The organism is Streptomyces sp. NBC_01537 (assembly GCF_045040445.1).
Lineage (GTDB): Bacteria > Actinomycetota > Actinomycetes > Streptomycetales > Streptomycetaceae > Actinacidiphila.
Genome location: NZ_CP109392.1, coordinates 9,182,856 through 9,203,140, shown reverse-complemented (window position 1 = coordinate 9,203,140; position 20,285 = coordinate 9,182,856). Strand labels below are relative to the sequence as shown.

The window sequence follows — 20,285 nt, the reverse complement described above, 5'->3', positions numbered from 1 at the left end:
TGTGCGCGGGGTGGGCCGCGCACGGCGGGTATGGGCAGCAGTCGGTGCTGCTGGTGAAGGATCGGAGCGGACGTTGAGCGTCGAGGCTGGCACTGGGGCTGAGGCCGGTCAGGGCGATGGCCTGTGGGAAGCCTGGGAGCCCGAGGAAGCCACGACGGACGGGCGGTATTCGTCGGTGGGCTACGCGCCCGGCGCTCAGGTGCTGGTCCGCGACGAGCTGTGGCTGGTCCGCAAGGTCACCCGCACCCGGCATGACGGGTGGATGGTCGAGGTCACCGGTGTCTCGTCGTTCGTCCGCGGTGTCGATGCCGTCTTCTACGACCGGCTGGACGCGATCCAGGTACTGGATCCGCGTGAGACGGAGCTGCGGCCCGATAACTCCCCGAACCACCGCAAGGCGCGGCTGTTCCTGGAAGCGGTCATGCGCAAGACGTTCCTGCCGCAGACCGAGCACGGGCTGGCCTTCGCGGACAGTTTCCTCATGGACCAGCAGGTCCACCAGCTGCGGCCGGCGGAGCTGGCGCTGTCGATGAAGAACCCCCAGCCACGGATCCTGATCGCGGACGTGGTGGGACTCGGTAAGACCCTGGAGATCGGGGTGCTGCTGGCGGAGCTGATCCGGCGCGGGCGCGGGGAGCGCATCCTGGTGGTGACGCCACAGCATGTGCTGGAGCAGTTCCAGCGCGAGTTGTGGACCCGGTTCGCGATCCCGCTGGTGCGGCTGGACTCAACGGGCATTCAGCGGGTGCAGCAGGAGATCCCGGCCGGCCGTAATCCGTTCGCGTATTTCAAGCGCGTGATCATCTCCGTGGACACGCTGAAGAGCGACGTGTACGCGCACCACCTGGAGCACACCGACTGGGACGCGGTCGTCATCGACGAGTCGCACAACCTGGTCAATCGCGGAACGAAGAACAACACGCTGGCCCGACTGCTGGCCGGGAAGACCGACGCGCTGGTGCTGGCCTCGGCGACACCGCACAACGGTGACGCGTCGTCGTTCGCGGAGCTGATCAAGATGCTGGACGAGGCTGCGATCGCCGACCCGTCCAAGTACGAGGTGAAGGACCTCGACCACCTGTACATCCGCCGCACGAAAACCTCGGCGGAAGTGCGCGACTCTCTCAAGGGCGCGTGGGCGGACCGTGGACCGTCGCAGCCCATCCATGCGCCGGCCAGCGAGAAGGAACTGGCTGTCTTCGCGGAGCTGGCCTCGCGCTGGATCCCCGGCGACCCGGCGGTACCGTCTGCCAGCACCTACCAGCTCATCCCGTACCAGCTGCTGAAGTCGTTCCTGTCCTCGCACGAGGCCCTGCGGGAGACGGTCAAGACCCGGATCAAGACCCTCGACAAGCCGCCCGCGGAGAAGCCGACGAACGGCGGCAGGCAGCAGATGCGGCCCGTGGACCCGGCGGTCCGCGAGGCAGCCCGAAAGGCGGAGCGAGCGGCCCTGGTGGACCTGCAGGCGCTGGTCGAGCAGATCCAGGACCAGGACTCTGCGAAGCTGGCCGCGTTGCTGGACGAGCTGCGCGCCCTGGACGTCGGGCCCGGCTCGGAGACCCGGGTCGTGGTGTTCTCCGAACGGATCCCGACCCTGAAGTGGCTGGCCGAGACCGTGCCGGCGGCCCTCGGCTTCCCCCGAGGTACCAGCCCGGATGAGAACAAGCCCTGGCTCGGCTTCGGCGGTGCGGTGCAGGTCATGCACGGCGATGCGACCACCGACCAGGAACAGAACGCGATCGTCGAGAAGTTCGGGCTCCGCGATGACCCGGTGCGCCTCCTGTTCACCGGCGACGTCGCCTCCGAAGGCGTCAACCTGCACCAGCAGTGCCACCTGCTGTTCCACTACGACCTGCCCTGGTCCCTGATCCGCATCGAGCAGCGCAACGGCCGCATCGACCGCTACGGCCAGGAACACCAGCCCCAGTTCCGCGCGCTGGTCCTCACCAGCGACATCCCATGGCGTACCGATGAGACGACCGGGCAGCCCCGCACGCTCGATGACCGCCTGGTGGGCGAGAAGCTCCTCAAGCGTGAGGAGGAGGCCCATAAGATCGAAGGGTCGGCCGAGGCCGTCACCGGCTTGTACCGGGCCCAGGAGGAAGAGACCCGTCTCACCCAGGACCTGATCGCCGGCCGCACCGTTGAGGAGTCGATCAAGCAGTCCCAGCAGAGCGGCGCCTCCTTCCTGGCCGGCCTCCTCGGCCAGGTCGGCGCCGTGCCCGAGCACCCGGAGGTCCCCCGCGCGGTGGTCCCGACGGTCTTCGGCTCCACGGCCGACTACTTCGACGAGGCGCTACGGCAGATCTGCCACCCCAACCCCGAGGACCAGCTGTCCCTGCGCCGGGACGACGACGGCACCATCGCCTTCGAGCCCCCGCGCGATCTGCTGTACCGGCTGAAGTCGCTGCCCAAGTCCTACCTGGACGAGCAGCGGATTCTGCCCAGTAAGACCGAGCCCGGGCGGATGCGCGTCACCTTCTCCAAGAAGCTCGCCGCCACGCGTCTGAAGGCCGCCCGTGACTCCTCCAAGTCCCAATGGCCGAACATCTCCTACGTCACCGACGTACACCCGGTCCTGGACTGGCTCACCGACAAGGTCCTCGTCGAGATCGGCCGCCACCAGGCCCCGGTGCTCGCCGCCACCGTGGACGGCCCGGTGTTCCTGGTCCAGGGCATCTACTCCAACACACTCGGTCGGCCCACGGTCGTCGAATGGATGGCCGTCACAGGCCTCCCCGATAACCCGGCTACATTGCCGCTGACCGCGGACCTGTTGGAGCGTTACGGCGTCGGCCCCAGCATGCCGGGTCGCGCCACACCACGTGACATGGCCGGTCTCAAGGCCCTCGTCCCTGGTGCCGTCGACGAAGCTACTCGCTACCTCAAGGCCCGCGAGAACGACTACCGGCAGCAGATCGAGACCACCCTGGCTCCCTACCGCAAGCGCGTCACCCACTGGAAGCAGGAAGCCATCTTCGCCAGCGGACGTCCGGACAAACGGGGGGTCGACCTGACCGCCAGCCGTAGGCTCAGCCTGGTCAAGTCCCTCGAAACGGCGGGCGATCCCATGCTGCGCCTGCTGGCCGTCCTTGAGCCGCTCGCCGCTACCGGAGGGGACACCGCCGCAAGATGAGCACTGACTTCGACTCCTTCACCAACCGCGGTGAGTACCTGTCCGCGCACTACTTCGCCGAGCAGCTCGGCACTGACCTGAAGAAGGGCCTGTTCACCACCTGGGCCCTGCGCGAGGGCGACGAGAACGACCCCCGCAAGACCCCACGCGAGGTACTGCGTGCCCTACGCAGCGTCTACCTCGCCGAGGACGTCCGCGGCTATTTCGCCGAGAGCACCCAGCGTGATGTGGATGACGACGCTCGGCTGCGCACCCACAACAATCCCGAGTGGACCAAGCGCCTCGCCGCCTGGCACCAGGACATCCTGCGCGCCCTCGGCTACGCCGGCGCACCCACCGATCTCACCGTCCACCGCGCCGGCCGCGACATCGCCCTGCCCGTGGCCTTCCACGGCCACGGCATCGTAGCCATCGACTGCGGCTGGGCCGCTGACAACGACACCGCCCTCGACGCCGACGGCCCCGGGCGCCTCCTGTCGCCCCTGCGTGTCAGCGCCAGCGAGATCTACGAGACCGGTGCCGCCCTGGCCTCCTGGCTGTTCCAGAGCGAACTCGGCGAACCCGGCGGACCGCACCCGCGGTTCGTCCTGCTGCTCCACGGCGGCGTGATCCTCCTCGCCGACCGCAACGCCTGGAACGAAGGCCGCTACCTCGCGGCCAGCCTCGACGCCGCCCTGGAACGCAACGACCGCACCCAGCAGGGTGAACTCGCCACCATCGCCGCACTGTTCAGCCTGGACATGCTCCGCCCCGGCGAGAACGACCAGGCCCCGCTGATCGACAGCCTCCTCAAGGCATCCAGCGACAACGCCGCCGGTGTCTCCGGAGAACTGCGCTTTGGCCTCCAGCGCTCTGTCGAGATCATCGCCAACGAAGTCCTGCAGCGGATGGCCGAGCCCGAGAACGCCGCCACGCCAGCCGACATCGAGAGCCCGAAGATCCCCTTCGCCCGGGAACTCACCCGCGAATGTCTGCGCTACCTCTACCGCATTCTCTTCCTGCTGTACGCCGAGGCCCGCCCCGAACTCGGCATCCTTCCCGCCGACGACGGAAGCTACGAGGCCGGCTACTCCATGGCCCGGCTGCGTGAACTCGTCGAGCGCGACGAGGAACTCATCGAAGAGGAAGCCAAGAACGGCTTCCACCTGTACGAATCACTCGACGTCCTGTTCGCCAAGGTCAACTTCGGTCACCGCCGGTACGGCAGCGAAACCGACGACGATCAGCCCGGCGACGACGAAGAGACCCGCAAGGCCAAGGCTGCCCGCCGCAGCGAAGACCGCGGCCTGCGCTTCGAACCCCTGCGCAGTGAACTCTTCGAGCCCACCGCCATCCGTCTCATCGGGCGCGGCGTCCTCGATCCCCGTGGCGACGAGGACGACGACCCGCGCTGGCTGGACCTGCGTCTGCGCAACACCGCCCTCCACGAAGTACTGCGGCTGCTGACCACGAAAAAGGCCAGCAAGCGCGGCGAACGCGGCGGCTTCATCTCCTACCGCAACCTAGGCATCAACCAGCTCGGCGCCGTCTACGAAGGCCTGATGTCCTACACAGGCATCATCGCCAAAGAGGAACTCTGCGAGGTCGCTAAGGGCGGCGACTCCGAGCAAGGGTCCTGGCTCATCCCCTCCCACCGACAGAACCAGTACCCCGACAACACCCTGGTCCACTACAGCGAGAAAGACGCCCGCAAGGGCCTGCGCGGCCCCCGGAAATACGCGAAGGGCGAGTTCGTCTACCGCCTCGCTGGCCGAGACCGCGAGACCTCCGCCTCGTACTACACCCCTGAGTCCCTCACTCAGGTCACCGTCGAACTCGCCCTCAAGCACCGCCTCGACCAAGAGCGCGACAGCGACGGCAACACAATCACCACCCGCGCCGCCGACCTGCTCAAATACAAGATCTGCGAGCCGGCCCTGGGCTCTGGCGCCTTCTTGAACGAGGCTATCAACCAAGTCGCCGACGAATACCTCCGACGCCGCCAAGACGAACTCGGCAAATCCATCCCCAACGCCGACGTCCTCACGGAGAAGCAGAGAGCCCGAGCCTACGTCGCCCTCCACAACGCCTATGGCGTCGACCTCAACCCCACCGGCGTCGAACTCGCCGAGGTCTCGCTCTGGCTCAACACCATGCACCCCGGAATGCAGGCCCCCTGGTTCGGCCTCCACCTGCGCCGAGGCAACTCCCTCATCGGCGCCCGACGGGCCGTATACGCCGGCGACGACGTCGCATCGAGCGACAAGGCGTGGCTGAAGGCCAAAGGCGCGCTCGCCCCAACCCCGCTGCCCTTCCTCAAGGACGGCGAACCCCAACCGCTGCCGCAGGACGCCGTCCACCAGTTCCTGCTGCCGAGCCCCGGCTGGGCAGCAGTCACGGGCTCCAAAGAAGCCAAGGACCTCGCCTCGGGCCAGGTCGCCCAGCTCGCCACCTGGAAAAAGGGCATCCTCCAGCGGCCCCGACGCAGCACCACCCACCTAAACAAGGACGGCACCCCCAAGCTCCACCCCCAGACACGCAAGCCGAGGGAAGAAGCCTCCTCGCAGTTCACGCGGCTGCGTGACGCCACCCGGCGCGCCGAGTTCCTGTGGTCCGTCGTCGTCAAGCGAATGAAGCTCTCCGAACAGGAGATCTCCCGCAGGATCGACGTCTGGGGCGCCGAGCCCACCGACCCCGAATATGCCTTCCTCCAGCATCCCGACCAGGCCGTACCGAAGGAAAAGGTCTACCAAGACCTCTTCAACGCCGCAGACACCCCCTACTGGCGGCTCAAGAAGGTCATGGACGCCTGGTGCGCCCTGTGGTTCTGGCAGGTAGACAAGGCCGCGCTGCTGGACGGCACGGACAGCGAATACACCTCACGCACCACGTTCAGCGGGGTGGACAGCCTCAGCAAACTGCTCGGCGACGTGCCACTGATTCCGGAACCGGAACCAGCAACTGCCGATTCTTCAGCACCGCCGGTCCTGAAATCGGAGCCGCGCTTCGTCGAGGCCACCGCGCTGTTCGCGCTGGGGCCCGAGCAAACTTCCTTCGACGACCTCGAACTTACCGCCGACGACGAACTGGTCATCGAGACCAAACAAATCGGCACGAGCACGCCGAAGAAGACCACGCCGAAGGCGAAAGCCCCAGAGCGGCGTGCGTCCATTCCTCTCAGGGACCTTGACGACTGGCTGGACTTCCTGGAGGCCATGCTCGGCACAGCAGACGTCCCCGACGGCACTCTCCTTGACAGCCTCAAAACGCTGCCTGCCCTCAAGGCCTTCGAAGAGACACTCCCTGGCTTCATGGGCATGGACACGACTGACCCAGGACAACGCTTTCCCTGGATGCGGGCCGTGCGCGACATCGCCGATGAGCAGGGCTTCCTGCACTGGGAGCTAGAATTCGCCCTCGTCTTCGCACAAGGCGGAGGCTTCGATCTCCAAGTTGGCAACCCCCCGTGGGTCCGGCCCCGATGGAACGAGTCGGCTGTCCTCGCCGAACACGAGCCGTGGTTCGAATTGGAGCCCAAGGCGGCCACAGCTGAGAAGGAACGACGACGCTCAGCTCTCTTGGAGTCCTCGGTGGTGTACCGGTACGTGCTCGGGGAGCTGACCAACACCAGCGCGCAAGTGGCGGTGTTTGGCTCTCCCCAGATGTACCCGCTGCTGACGGGAACCCAGCCCGACCTGTACCGGGCGTTTATGTGCCAGGTCTGGGCGCACATGTCGGCGGACGGGACTGCCGGGATGGTTCACCCGGACACGCACTTCACCGGTGACAAGGAGGCAAGCCTGCGCCAGGCAGCGTACCGGCGACTCCGGATTCACGGTGACTTCGTCAACTCCGGGCAGCGTTTCTTCCCCGAGCCGGTCGGCCATACTGCCCACTTCGGGGTGCATATCTACGGACAGCCTGGAGAGATCGGTTTCGACCATTTGTCGTGGCTGGTTTCCACGGACGCGCTGCGGTACTCGGCGCAGCACGATGGTTCGGGTGATGTGCCAGGTGTCCGCTATCGCAATGGTGAGTTCGACGAGCGGCCGCACCGGGCCCGCCTCGTCCGGGTCGACAGGGGGCTACTCTCGGTATGGCAACGCCTGTTGGACGAGGAAGGGCAACCCGTCGAGCAGGCCCGTCTACTCTTCCCCGTCAGTACGGGGGAAGCTTTGGCAATCGAGGCCCTGGCGGACTACCCGCTGCGGCTTGGCCCACTGTTGCCGCAAATCACACGCGGATACGACGAGAGCGGTGCCAAAAAGGACAACCTGATCGACTACAACCGACCCGAACCGACCACGGGCCAGGATTATCAGCCGGACCGCTGGCGCAAGGTGATTCTCAAGGGCACCCAACTGAGTGTCGCCACCCCTGTCTTCAAGCGCCACGACGCCAATAGCAACGATCCGTACGGCGCCGATCTCGTCGTGCTCCCGTCGGACTTCGTGCCTGATACGGCGTACGTACGGGCGAAGGGCCGGACCTCTGAGTATCTGGCCGAGCAGGACCGTTGGATCGATCACCAAGCCCTTACTCGAATGAGAGCAAGCGACAGAGCAGTCACTCGCGCACGACAGCAGATCGCACGCATTGACCACGTCGCTGAGGAGCAGGTCAGCCCGGAGAAGATCGATGCGCTGCTTGAGCAGAGAGCCCGTCGGCGCTATGCCGCCTTCCATCGACTCGCCTGGCGCCGGCTGGTCGCTCCCAACACTGAGCGAGCCCTCTACTCAGCCCTTGTTCCGCCCGGCACGGCGCATATCCATGCCGTACATAGCCTTGCAATGCCCGATAACGGCCTCACCGCGCTGGTCGCCGGTTTCTGGGCCTCGCTTCCATTGGACTACTTCCTCCGGGCAACCGGTCGAGGCGATCTACAGGTCAAGGGCGCCAAAGCCATGCCAGCCCCCGCCCCCAACCATCCCCTTGCCTCCGCCCTCCTACTCCGTGCCCTGCGCCTCAACTGCCTGACTCGGGCCTATACCGACATCTGGTCTGAGCTGTACGACCCCACCTGGCCCGACCGCGAACGCTGGGCCCGCCCCTGGCCCGGCCTCCAGCCCCTCCACGGCGTCACGCCGTCCTGGCGGCCCGATACCCCCCTCCGAACCGAGCGGGCCCGCCGATCCGCGCTGGTCGAGATCGACGCCTTGGTTGCTGTCTGGCTCGGGATGGACGCCGACGCACTCATCGCCGCGTACCGGGGCCGGTTCCCCGTGCTCCAGAAGTACGAGGCCGTGACCTGGTTCGACGCCGACGGCTCCAAACTGGCGGGTAACGCGCGCACGATCGGACAGCGGCAGTCGAAGGAGACATGGGCGCAGTTCGAGGCGTACCGAGCGGCCTCGGATAGCGCCCCCGTGCCAGAGGGCTACAAGGCCCCGTTCTACAAGGCGGACCGTGAATCGGAGATGCGCGAGGCGCACGCCGTGTTCCAGGCCCGGCTGAACGCCGCCGTTGCACGCGGTGAGTGGGACCCGGAGCGACAGGAGGTGCCGAAGCCGTGAGGCCGACTCTGGAGGCGCGAGGGCTCAAGGAGAGCCTGCTGCAGTACCTGTCGACGACGTATGCCCTCGCTGACGAAAGGGCGCGGGAAGCGCTGCACCGGTTCCTCGGGGATGAGACCTCGGGGATGTTCCGGGGACCGTACCTGCGGATCCGTACACCGTTCACGGTCGCTGGCCCGGAGTGGCTGGAGCATCTGGAGTGGCAGCGGGAGGGCTGGACGCCGTATGTGCATCAGGCAGAGGCGTTCGCGCGGCTGACTTCAGCGAACGGGCATACGCCGGAGCCGACGCTGGTAACGACGGGTACCGGCTCGGGTAAGACGGAGTCGTTCCTTTACCCGGTGCTGGACCATTGCCGGCGCGAGCGGGCGGCGGGGAAGACCGGCATCAAGGCGGTGTTCCTGTACCCGATGAACGCGCTGGCCACCGACCAAGCGCAGCGCATCAACGAGTTGCTGACGGGGAACGAGGCGGAGCTCGGGAAGCTGTCGGCCGGCCTGTATATCGGTGACAAGGCTGCCATTCGGTACGACAAGGTCCGCACCCGGCGCTCGGACATGCAGCTGTCGCCGCCGGACATCCTGATCACGAATTACAAGATGCTGGACCTGCTGTTGCAGCGTTCGGATGATGTGCCGCTGTGGCGGGATGCGGATATCCGGTACGTGGTGGTGGACGAGTTCCACACCTACGACGGTGCGCAGGGCACGGATGTAGCGATGCTGCTGCGGCGATTGGCGTCTGCGGTAGGGGCGTCCGAACCGGGGCGTCCGCTGGGTCGCATCTGCCCGGTGGCCACCTCGGCGACGCTTGCGTCAGGCACGGACCGGGACGGGTTGGCGGACCTGCTGGAGGTGGCGACACAGGTCTTCGGGACAGAGTTCACGGCGGAGTCGATCGTCGGGGAGAACCGGCTGTCGGTTGCGGAGTTCATCCGCCTTGATGAGCTGAACATGCGTATGCCGCAGCCGTCGCCGGACGAGTTGCTGGCGCTGCCGGACCCGACGTCGGACGAAGAGGCTTTGCTGGACCTGATCGAGGCGGTGACGGGGACCCGCGATGACGATCCGTTCGTGCTGGGCGGGAACCTGAAGCGGCATCTGTTCACCCAGGCGGTGATGCATGCGCTGGGCGGTGAGGTGAAGACCAGCGCCGAGGTGCTGGACATCATGTGGCGGGCCGGGGCGGCTACCTGGACGCAGTCGATCGCCCAGCACCCGGAGCAGGCCGCCGAGGCGCTGGCGCGCCTCGTCGCGCTGCTCTCCTACGCCCGCGATCCGGACTCGGCGCCAGGCGAGCCGCGCCCGTTCGTCCATGTGGAGGTGCATCAGTGGGCGCGGTCGGTGTCCCGGCTGCTGCGTGGCGTGCTGCCGTGGCCGAACGCGGAGTTCCGCTGGGACGTGGCCGGGACGGGCGATGGTGGGGCGTCGGACGGTGACCGTACGGCGCCGGTGACGACCGCGACGTCCGGGCAGAGCGCGAACCTGTTCTTGCCGGCGGTGTACTGCCGGGACTGCGGGCGGTCGGGCTGGGCGGTGTTCTCGCCGGAGAGTGACGACCGGGACGTCCAGTTCGACACGTACAAGATCCGTCGTGCCTCCACCGGCCAGGACAAGATCCGGGTGCGGAATCTGATCGCGGCCACCGACCGGGAGGCTAGGGAGGGTTCCGGAACGCAGGTGATGCCGGCCAGTGGGCGTACGGGCCGGGGCGGTTCGTCGGCGTTGCAGAGCGCCGGCGGGTTGCTGATGGTGCTGGATGGCGCGCATAAGCGGCTGCGGCTGCCTGACCCGCTCAACGACTACGACAAGGAGAGCAAGGATCCGCGGCTGACGGACCGGGACTCAGCGTTCGTCCTGGTCCACTTCGGTGAGACGGCGAACACGGCGGCGAAGGAGGACTGGTGCCCGGCTTGCGGTGAGCGCAATGCGATCCGCTTCCTGGGTACCGGGGCGGCCGCGCTGGCGGCGGCGTCGATCACCCAGCTGTTCACCGGCGGGGAGCTGGACAAGAAGCTCCGCGAGGACAAGACGCTGATGTTCAACGACTCGGTGCAAGATGCCGCGCACCGGGCGGGGTTCGTCGCCAACCGCTCCTACACGTTCTCGCTGCGGGCTCTGCTGGCCAAGCATCTGAAGCACGACGAGCCGACGGCTCTGCATGACTTGATCGCGGACGTTGTGGACGCGACCACGGACAAGGACACCCTGGCCGCGGTGGTGCCGCCTGATCTGCATGGCTTCAAGGGCGTGGACCGGCTGCTGTCGGGCCAGGGGCGCGGTGGGGATCTGAAGACGTGGCGGCTGATCGGGCAGCGGCTGGCGTTCGAGACGCTGATGGAGTTCGGGTTCCGCTCCCGTAACGGCCGGACCCTGGAGCTGACCCGTACCGCCGCAGCGCAGGTGCGGATCGAGGATCCGGCCGCGGCGATCGAGCTGGTCAAGGCTGTTCATATGGATCCCGAGCGTGCCGGTCTGCCGCCGGTGGAGCAGGACGACGCCCGGTATCTCGCCTTCCTGCGGGTCTTCCTGGAGCGGCTGCGGACCCGGGGCGCGGTCAGTCACACGTGGCTGAGCAAGTACGTCGACGAGGCCGGCACCAGCCGGTATTTCATCTGGGGCCAGCGCGCGCCCGGCATGCGGGCCTTCCCTTCCCGTGTCGCGGCGCCGGTGTTCTTGCTGAGCCAGCCCAAGGGCGGCAGTGAGTTCGACTTCGCCACGGGCCGGCTGTCCTGGTACGAGCGGTGGGCCGGGCGCTGCCTGGAACTTCCGCGTGAGTCAGCCCCGGAGTTCTGGAGCCGCCTTCTGCCGGAACTGGCGTCCGCCGGGCTGCTGTCGGCGCGGACCCCGAACGACACTTCGGTGCGGGTGTACGGGCTGAAGCCGGGGAACATTGAGGCGCTGCTGCTGGACGACACGCAGGTGGGGCAGGCGTATGTGCGCTGCCCGGTGTGTTTTTGGGAGCAGACGGTCCATCCGTCGCTGCTGGATCAGTGGCACGGGCAGCCCTGCCCGTCCTACCGGTGCCGCACCGGCCGCCTGGTGGCCGGCGACCGGCCCGAGGGGCTGGGCAAGCACCATCGCGACCGCGACTACACCAAGGACTACTACCGGCGCCTGTACCGCAAGGCGGGCACCTATCAGGTGGTGACTGCCGAGCACACCGGCATGCTCACCCGCCCGCAGCGGGAGAAGGTGGAGGAGGCGTTCAAGCGGGGCGGGGGGTTCAAGGACCCCAATGTGCTGTCCTGCACCCCGACGCTGGAGATGGGTATCGACATCGGTGACCTGTCCGCCGTGGTGCTGGCCGCGCTGCCGCGCCGTCCGGCCGGCTACGCCCAGCAGGTGGGCCGGGCCGGGCGCCGTACCGGCAACGCGTTCTTGCTGACGATCCCCGACCGGCGCCGCCGGGACCTGTACTTCCTGGAACGGCCCAAGGACTTGATCGCCGGGACGATCGTCCCGCCGGGCTGCTACCTGTCGGCGGTGGAGATCCTGCGCCGCCAGTACCTGGCACACCTCCTCGATCTCGCAGCGGCCGGACGGCTGGTGCGGGCGGACGGCATCGTGCTGCGCGCGCTGCCCAACAAGGCACCGGCGCTGTTCGGGCCCTCGGGCTATCTCCTGGATCTGGTGGATCTGGCGATCGCCCAGGGCGACACCCTGGTCGAGGGGTTCCTACAGATGTTCCCCACCGGCGTCAATGACCAGGCCCAGGCCGACCTGCGCAAGTACGCGACGCATGAACTCCGCGGCAAGGTGGAGGATGCCGAACGCGAGTGGCGTCGCGGCGGGCAGGCACTGCGGGATCGGCTGAGGGCGATCGACGATGCCCACGACGAGCTGCACGACACCGATCCCGAACAGGCACGGCAGAAGGCCGAACTCGACGCCGAACGCCGCGGGGTGGGCAAGCGACTGCTGGACCTGGGCGACACCACTGCCCAGAGCGCTCTGTGCGACCTGGGGCTGCTGCCCAACTATGAGCTGATCGACTCCACGACCACGCTGTCCGCGACCCTGTACGGGGAAGAGGGCGTCGACCCCAAGACGGGAAAGGTGGTCTTCAGCTCCAAGACGACCGCATACGAGCGGCCCCGCCGCTACGCCCTCTCGGAGCTGGCCCCGGGCAACACCTTCTACGTCAACGGCCACCGGCACGAGATCACGGGCCTGGAGATCGCCACCGGCGGCCGGCAGGAGTGGCGTACCTGGCGGGTGTGCCCGGGCTGCGGCTTTGTGCGTACCGAGAACGCCACCGACGACCGCTCCCCGTGCCCGCGCTGCCACACCAGCCACATCGCCGATGACGGGTCATGCCTGTTCCAGGTCGTCGAGCCAGCAACGGTGACCTCGCGCGACAAGCGGGAGGATGCCCGCATCCGGGACGACAAAGACGAACGCGACCGGCGTTTCTACACCGTCGTGGACGCGGTTGACATCCCGCTGGAGGACATCGAGCCCGGCTCGTGGCGGCACGAGCACCAGACCTTCGGTGTGGACTACTGCCGCAGTGCCATGATCCGCCGGATCAATGTCGGTCCGGTCCGTTACGACGCCCCAGCCCGCGATGACTTCGCCGGGCACCTGGTGCGCCTGAACCCCTTCCATGTGTGCACCGCCTGCGGGGCGGCCAGCGCGGACGGCAAACCGGTCTTCGACCACGACACCGACGCCCTCAGCTCCTCGGCCGCGCGCAACCCCCAGCTCAAGCATCACCGCCCGTGGTGCCCGCTGCGGCGAGGCAAGCGCGACGGCACTTCGCAGGAGCCGGTGCTGCTCGCCCACAAGCTGCAGACCGAAGCCCTGCGGGTGCTGATCCCGGCCGCGACCGCGGACGTCGATGCCAAGGTGCACTCCTTCCGCGCCGCCCTGCGCCTGGGTGTGGACCTGCACTTCGGCGGCGATCCACAGCACCTGGACACCACCGTCGCTTCCATGCCGGACACCGACAGCGGAGAGCGCCGCTGGTTCCTGGTGCTCTTCGACTCCCTCCCCGGCGGCACCGGCTACCTGGACCGGCTCACCGACCGGGACGCCTTTCGCGAGACCCTTGCCAAGGCGTACGAGATGCTCAAGCAGTGCGAGTGCGCCGGGGAACGCCGCCGGGCCTGCCACCGCTGCCTGCACCGCTACACCCCCGAGCAGTTCCAGGACATCGTCTCGCGCGCCTCGGCGCTGGCCATGCTGGAGTCGCTGCTGTTCAAGAGCAACGGCGAGGACGGCTGGAACATCACCGACGTCGACCACACTGGGCTGGTCGGCCTGGACAAGCAGGTTGAATCCGACCTGGAGGCCCGTTTCCTGGCCGCGTTGCGCGACTGGGTCACCGTCACCGACGATGCTGCCCTGGAGGAGGACGGGCACGCCAGCGGGCACCTGCGTTTCACCAGCGGCTCCGAGGTGGTCCACTGGCGGCTCACCGCGCAGCAGCAGCTCGAAGGCACCCGCACCGACTTCACCTTCACCCGGGTCGACGGCCCCACCCAGAGCATCAAGGTCTACCTCGAAGGGTTCCGCTTCCACGCCAGCAGCGAGCACAATCGGATCGCCACCGACGCCGCCCAGCGCACCAGGCTGCGCGCCGCCGGTGAAACGGTCTTCCAGGTCACATGGGCCGACATCGACCTGTTCGAACAGCGCCCCACCCGGGTCGAGCCGGTCTGGCCCCCCTACTCCGGCACCGCCCAGGAGCAGGCCAAGGCCGCATACGAGCAGTACGGAGGGCAACGCGCCCACTTCACCGAGGCGGTCTTCGCTAACCCCATCGACACGCTGATCGCCTACCTGCGCGACCCCGAGCCCACCCGCTGGGCCCGCCGGGCCCGCGCACTGGTCACCGGCCTGGTCGCCACCCCCGGCGCCACTCCGGTCGCCGCCACCGGACGGCGCAGTGAACTCGTGACGGCGCTGCGCGAGCAACTGGCCGCCTTCACCGCCACCGGACGCCACGACAAACCGGTCGCACCCGATGCCGCCGGCATCGGACCCGTCCACGTCTTCCGCACCCAGGACGCCAGCGGACTGCCGATCGTGTTCGCCCTGGATGCCGCCGACCCCGAGACCCCACGCTGGACCGCCTTGACCGTCCTGGACGACGCGGACGCCGTGCTGGACAGCGACGAGCACAAGCTGCGCTGGCGGGCTTGGCTGTACTGGACCAACCTCACCCAATTCCTCTCCCTCGCAGGCGGCGACGGCGTCCAGCTCGCCACCAGCCGCGCCGCCGACTTCGAGGTCGAGATCCTCGCGGCCTGCGGCGGCCTCGGCGAACTCGACTCCCTCATCGGCGCCCCCGCGCCCGTCACACCGGGGCCCACGGACCAGCCTGCCCTACGCGATCCGGGCCACGACTCGGCCGCCGAGGCCGCTATCGACCGCATGCTCCGCGACGCCGCCTGGGACGAGGAGATCCTGGAGATCCTGCGCGAGGAACCCGACGAGGCACCCGACCTCCTCCGCATCGCCGAAATCCTCGCCGCCCGCGGCAAGCGCGCCCCGGTCTTCGGCTTCGAATTGGGCAGCAGCCGCTGGCCAGCCGACTTCGCCTGGGACGGCTCCGGCATCAAAATCGCCATCGTGCCCGCCCACCAGGGCGACGACGACCACGAGGCACAACGCCGCGACACCGCCTACGGCGAAGCCGGCTGGACCGTACGCAGCGCCGCCGACTGGCTGGACCACCTCGACGAGCTGATCGACCAGCTCCCCGACACAGAAGGCACCACCCGATGACCGCCCGGCTCAGCCTGTACCGCAAGGCCGAACAGGAGCTGTACAAGCTCGACCGCTCGGTCAAGGCCCAGTTCTACGACTTCTGCCACATCTTCCGGAAAAACCCCGACCAGCCGGGGCTGGACAAGAAGAAACTCAAGGGCGACTCCCGGATCCACCGGGCCAAGATCAACCAGTCGTACCGGGCCCTGCTCACCCCCACCGGGGTCGACGCCGACGGCACCGAACACTGGCTGGTCATCGCCGTCCGCCACCGCAGGGACGTCTACGAAGAACTCCAGGTCGCCGTCAACCGCGTCACCGGCGAGATCGAGTTCGTCGACCTCGCGGTCGTCGGTGACAGTGCCCTGCGCCGCGCCGGCATCACCCTCACCCCCGCCGAACCCGACGGCACCGCTCCAGCCGTCACACCCGAACCCGCCCCTATCGCGCCGGAACCGGAGCCGACGCCACCGCTGCTGGCCGCGTACGACGCCGGACAGCTGCGCGAACTCGGCGTCGCCGACCAGCTCATCGACCTTGCCCTGGCCGTCACCGACAGCGTCGAACTCGACCAGCTCCTCGAAGGCGCCCCGCTGCTGTCCAAGGACATCCTGTACGGCCTCGCCGCCGGCCTGGACATCGAGGACGTCCGCAAGGAAATCACCGCCCCCGTCGAGCTCCCCCACGAGCCCGACCCCGACGACCTCGCCGCCGCCCTCATCCGCACCAAGGTCACCGCGGTCGACGAGCACGTACAGGCCGCCATCGACGAAGGTGACTTCCGGGCCTGGAAGGTCTACCTCCATCCCACCCAGGAACGCATCGTCCACCGCGACTACAGCGGCCCCGCCCGCGTCTCCGGCGGCCCCGGCACCGGCAAGACCATCGTCGCCCTGCACCGGGTCAAACACCTCGCCGAACGCCTTCCCCCCGGACACAACAAACCGATCCTGCTCACCACCTTCACCAAGAACCTCACCACCGACCTGCGGCTGCGCTTGTCCTCCCTCATCGCCCCCGAACTGCTGGCACGCGTCGAGATCGTCAACATCGACCAGCTGGCCGCCCGCGTCCTGGGAGAAACCACCGCCCCCGGCCCCGCCAAGCAGCGCGCCTACGACAACGTCGCCCTCGGCGAGATGCGGCAGCTACTCGCCGAACTCGACGACCGCCGCTGGGAGCCGGAGTTCCTGCTGGAGGAGTGGGAACAGGTGATCCTCGGCCAGTCCGTCCCCACCCGCTCCGCCTACTTCCAGGCCCGCCGGGCCGGCCGGGGCCGCGCCCTCACCCGCCCCGAGCGCAACCACGTCTGGAAGCTCATCGAGCAGTTCACCGCCCGCCTGGACAAGCTCAGCATCGAAACCTGGAGCCAGGCCGCCGAACGCGCCGCCCGCCACGAGATCGAGCGCGCCGCCAAGATCAAGGCCCGCCGTGAGTACAAGGAAGAGATCGGCGGCAAGGACCTCATCCACCGCGACGACAGCTCCGGCATGCGCTACCTGGAGTACCGCTACCGCCACATCGTCGTGGACGAGGCCCAGGACCTCAGCCCGGCGCACTGGAAAATGCTGCGAGCCATGGCCGACCCCACCCTCCCCAACGACATGTTCATCGCCGGCGACACCCACCAGCGCGTCTACGACCACCAGGTCACCCTCGGCGCCCTGGGCATCAACATCCGCGGCCGCGCCTCACGCCTGACCCTCAGCTACCGCACCACCCGGGAAATCCTCGCCCAGGCCCTGCGCGTCGTCGACAACAAACAGGTCACCTATGACGACCTCGACGACGGCACCGACAGCCTCGCCGGCTACCGCTCCGTCCTCCACGGCCCAGCCCCCACCTTCATCCCGTACGACTCCTGGGACGACGAACTCGCCGGGCTCGTCACCACCCTGACCACCTGGCGCGCGGAGCTGTCCACGGACGAACACGGCGTCTCCCGCGACCCGAGCGGCCGCATCGCCGTCTGCGTCGCCGACCACGAACTGGTCAACCAGACCATGTACTACCTCTTCGACAAGGCGGGCATCACCTGCGCCGAACTCACCAAGGACGGCCCGAAGGGCACCGGCGAGGTCCACGTCGGCACCATGCACCGCTTCAAGGGCCTGGAGTACCAAAAGCTCGCTGTCGTCGGCGCCAGCAACGGCATCATCCCGCGCACCAGCAGGATCGAGCGCTACCGCACCGAAGACCCGCCCCGCTACGAACGCGAACAGCGCAAAGCCCGCTCCCTTCTCTTCGTAGCCACCACCCGTGCCCGCGACGCCCTCACCGTCAGCTGGCACGGCAAACCCAGCCCCTACCTGCCGGTGTGACACACCCGCTCCGGCACCTGTCCGGCCCGATGCCGCTAGTGAGTGGACACCCGGGTTGGCAGGAGCCGGGGGCCGCGGCACGTACGCCGCCATCAGGTGCGGGACAGCGAGCTCGCCTCATACCGCAGCTGGTAGGCGCGCACGCCACCACCGTTCATCCGGTAGATCGTGATCGTCGACAGGAACTGCTCCTTAACCTCCAGCGTGCGCCGACGCTCCTTCCCGGCGACGTCGCTGATCCACCCCTCAACATGCTCCGGCAGCTTGAACGTCAGCTCATAGGCCGCCGCCGCACTCAACGGCGACAAGGTCCACTCCGCGGCCCCTCCCGCGCCCCTGCGCCGGATGCGCACCGCGTGGTCCGGCTTCTCCTCCGCGTACGCCAGAAACCGCCGGTGGTCATCGGCAACCAAGGGAAGGATGAACGGAGCTGACGGGAAGCCGAGCAGCAACTCGGAGTCGCTGCGCTGCCGCAACACAGCGACAAACTGCACGATCGCCGCGCCAGCAACTTGCTTGAACTTCCCCTCGGTGACCGTCGCCTGAGGCAAGAGGTTCACCGGGGACGTCTCCAACGCCTTGCGCAGCTCGGCACGCATCCAGGTCACGGGAAACGGCTCGGACTCAGCCAGATGCTTTTGCGCCTCGTACAGCATCCACGCCGTACTGCTGATGGCCCCCACCAGCCAGCTCAAGGAGGCACCAGAGAGGTCAACCAGCGAAATCTGGTGGGCGAGGGCGTACCGCTGCGCATCCGCCGTGAATCCGTTGGCCGAGAACAGCGCGTACGAATACTGGTACCGCTGCCGGGGCCGCGTACCCGCGTGCGTCATGAAGTTCTCGTTCACGTCATGCACCACGCCATGGGCATTCCGGACGATCTCCAGCCCGCAAGGATCCTTGTAGAACTTCGCCTCCAGGAACAGCCGCACCGGCATGGAGAACGCTGGCGTGAACACGAACTCGCCAAGGACGTCCACCTGGTGCAGTGCGCCGCGCCCCCGGACCCGCAGCGTCTCACCTTGCGTGACCAACTCCACCGGATCTTGATCCTCATGGACCAGAAGCCGGTACCCGCTGAACCGCAAGAGCCAGGCCAGCGACTCCTCCAGCAGATACCCCCTCAAGGCGGAATCCTTGGCCACCCTGCCCCCTTTATCGGCGAACTCAAAGCACACATTCCTTTGCGATCATCCCATCACCTTCCGCACTCGAAGCCATCCCCTGTCCGTCAACCGGCCGCAGCTCGCGACATGCACATGCACATGCACATGCACATGCACATGCCAGAATGATCACCTGGGTGACGGGGCGGCGAATCTGTCTCATACCGCGTACATGGGCACACCGCCTGTTGAGCTCCGCACAGGCGGAGGGCACACCCCGGGCTGCTCGGCCGGCTGAGCTCCGCGCAAGCGGAGTGGACATCCAACTCCGCCGCATCCCCCTCCGCGAGACCGGGTGAGCTCCGCGAGACGGAGAGGACCTCGTGGCCGCGGCGCTTTGTGAGGATGGTGGCGAACTCCCGGACCAGTTCGGTAAGGGTGGTCATCTCGCGGCAGGTTGAGGCGAGTTGGTCGAGGTGGCGGCGTCGGTGGGCGGTGAGCTGACTGGGCCGGCTCGTGATCCAGGAGGCGAGGCGTCGGGGCGATGGGGCGCGTGGCCGGGGTTGGCGCGTCCGTCGCTCAGGTAGCGGACCAGCAGATTCGCGCTGCCCGGGTAGCCAAGAGCACGGATCTCGGCGAGCAGACGCGTGACTGGGACGTTGGGTTGCTCGGTCAGGCGGCGGCGCAAGTGGTCGCGGTAGGGGCAGACGAGCGTGGGACGAAATGAGGCGGGGCGGTGCAGGTCCTCCGCACTGGCGGCGCGCGCGTAGCGTTTGACGGTGTTCAGGCCCCAGCCGAGGCGGCGGGCGGACTCCAGGAGGCCGATGCCCTGGTCGAGGAGGCTATGGACGGCCGCGTGGCGCTGTCAGGTGAGGTCGGCGCGTCGCCCGCTGCTGCGGAGCGGGCAGGTTGTGTGCCAGCGGGTGCTGTGGGCGACGACCGTTTTCTCCACGGCCGTGGCGAGGTTGTGCCAGATGTGCCAGCGCTCGCTGACCTGCACCGCGTCAGGGGCTCCCTGGCGGATCGCCTCGGTTAGGAGTGGACCCGTCGCGGCACACGATCCGCGCGCCGGGATGCTCGCGCAGCCAGGCCGTCAGTGTGGTCACCTGCCGGTCGGGAAGGACGTTGATGCGGCGGTGTGTGACGGCGTCGAGGATCAGGGTTGCGTAGCGGTGCCCGCGCCGCAGGGCGAAGTCGTCCACACTGAGCACTTCCGGCACAGGAGCGTCGGGTGTCGGCACGGACATCAGCGTCCGCAGCACGGTGGAGCGTGAGACACGGACGGCGAGGCGGTGCAGGAAAGCTGTCCCGGCACAGCCCGCCAGTGCGACGCCGTCGCGGGCGATCAGCCCGGCCAGTTGGGGCGTCCGGCGGGCATACCGCCTGGTGACGCCCTCGATCTGTTCACGGAACGTGAGCCGGGCACAGGCGGGGTTGTCACACCTCAGGCGTCGCACCCGCAGTTCGACGACAACACTGCGTTCACCGACCGGCAGATCGGCCAGCTGTCGCAG

Annotated in this window: 7 protein-coding genes; 4 read left to right on the top strand and 3 right to left on the bottom strand. The window is 67.9% G+C overall.

Annotation, left to right across the window (positions count from 1 at the left end; all coding sequences use genetic code 11):
• The first annotated feature begins 73 nt into the window (after positions 1–73).
• From OG607_RS42155 to OG607_RS42140, 4 genes are read left to right on the top strand one after another with little or no spacing between them, the layout of a single operon-like run.
• Positions 74–3,136, top strand: coding sequence for an SNF2-related protein (locus OG607_RS42155; protein ID WP_405735160.1), 3,063 nt, complete (start codon positions 74–76; stop codon positions 3,134–3,136).
• Positions 3,133–8,628: a hypothetical protein gene (locus OG607_RS42150; protein WP_405735159.1), complete on the top strand. Its 5,496-nt coding sequence runs from the start codon at positions 3,133–3,135 to the stop codon at positions 8,626–8,628. Before OG607_RS42155 ends, OG607_RS42150 begins: the two co-directional genes overlap by 4 nt.
• Positions 8,625–15,362, top strand: a complete 6,738-nt coding sequence (locus tag OG607_RS42145) for a DEAD/DEAH box helicase (RefSeq protein WP_405735156.1) — start codon at positions 8,625–8,627, stop codon at positions 15,360–15,362. Before OG607_RS42150 ends, OG607_RS42145 begins: the two co-directional genes overlap by 4 nt.
• Entirely contained in the window at positions 15,359–17,665 is a 2,307-nt protein-coding gene (locus tag OG607_RS42140) for a UvrD-helicase domain-containing protein (protein ID WP_405735153.1), read from the top strand. Before OG607_RS42145 ends, OG607_RS42140 begins: the two co-directional genes overlap by 4 nt.
• Before the next feature lie 92 nt (positions 17,666–17,757).
• Here the strand turns inward: OG607_RS42140 and OG607_RS42135 are convergent, their stop codons facing one another.
• The 3 genes from OG607_RS42135 to OG607_RS42125 form a co-directional block, all read right to left on the bottom strand.
• Positions 17,758–18,810 carry a hypothetical protein gene (locus OG607_RS42135; protein ID WP_405735150.1) on the bottom strand — a complete coding sequence of 351 codons (1,053 nt, stop codon included), beginning with the start codon at positions 18,808–18,810 and terminating at the stop codon, positions 17,758–17,760.
• 826 nt (positions 18,811–19,636) lie between these two features.
• Positions 19,637–19,771: a hypothetical protein gene (locus OG607_RS42130; protein ID WP_405735148.1), complete on the bottom strand. Its 135-nt coding sequence runs from the start codon at positions 19,769–19,771 to the stop codon at positions 19,637–19,639.
• A gap of 4 nt (positions 19,772–19,775) precedes the next feature.
• A complete protein-coding gene (locus OG607_RS42125) occupies positions 19,776–20,228 on the bottom strand; it encodes a transposase (protein WP_405735146.1) in 453 nt (150 codons plus the stop codon).
• Positions 20,229–20,285: the final 57 nt, after the last annotated feature.

What these genes read in the sequence shown, in the direction of transcription:
- OG607_RS42150 (WP_405735159.1), top strand. Translation starts at nt 3,133, where the DNA reads ATGAGCACTGACTTCGACTCCTTCACCAACCGCGGTGAGTACCTGTCC.
- OG607_RS42140 (WP_405735153.1), top strand. Translation starts at nt 15,359, where the DNA reads ATGACCGCCCGGCTCAGCCTGTACCGCAAGGCCGAACAGGAGCTGTAC.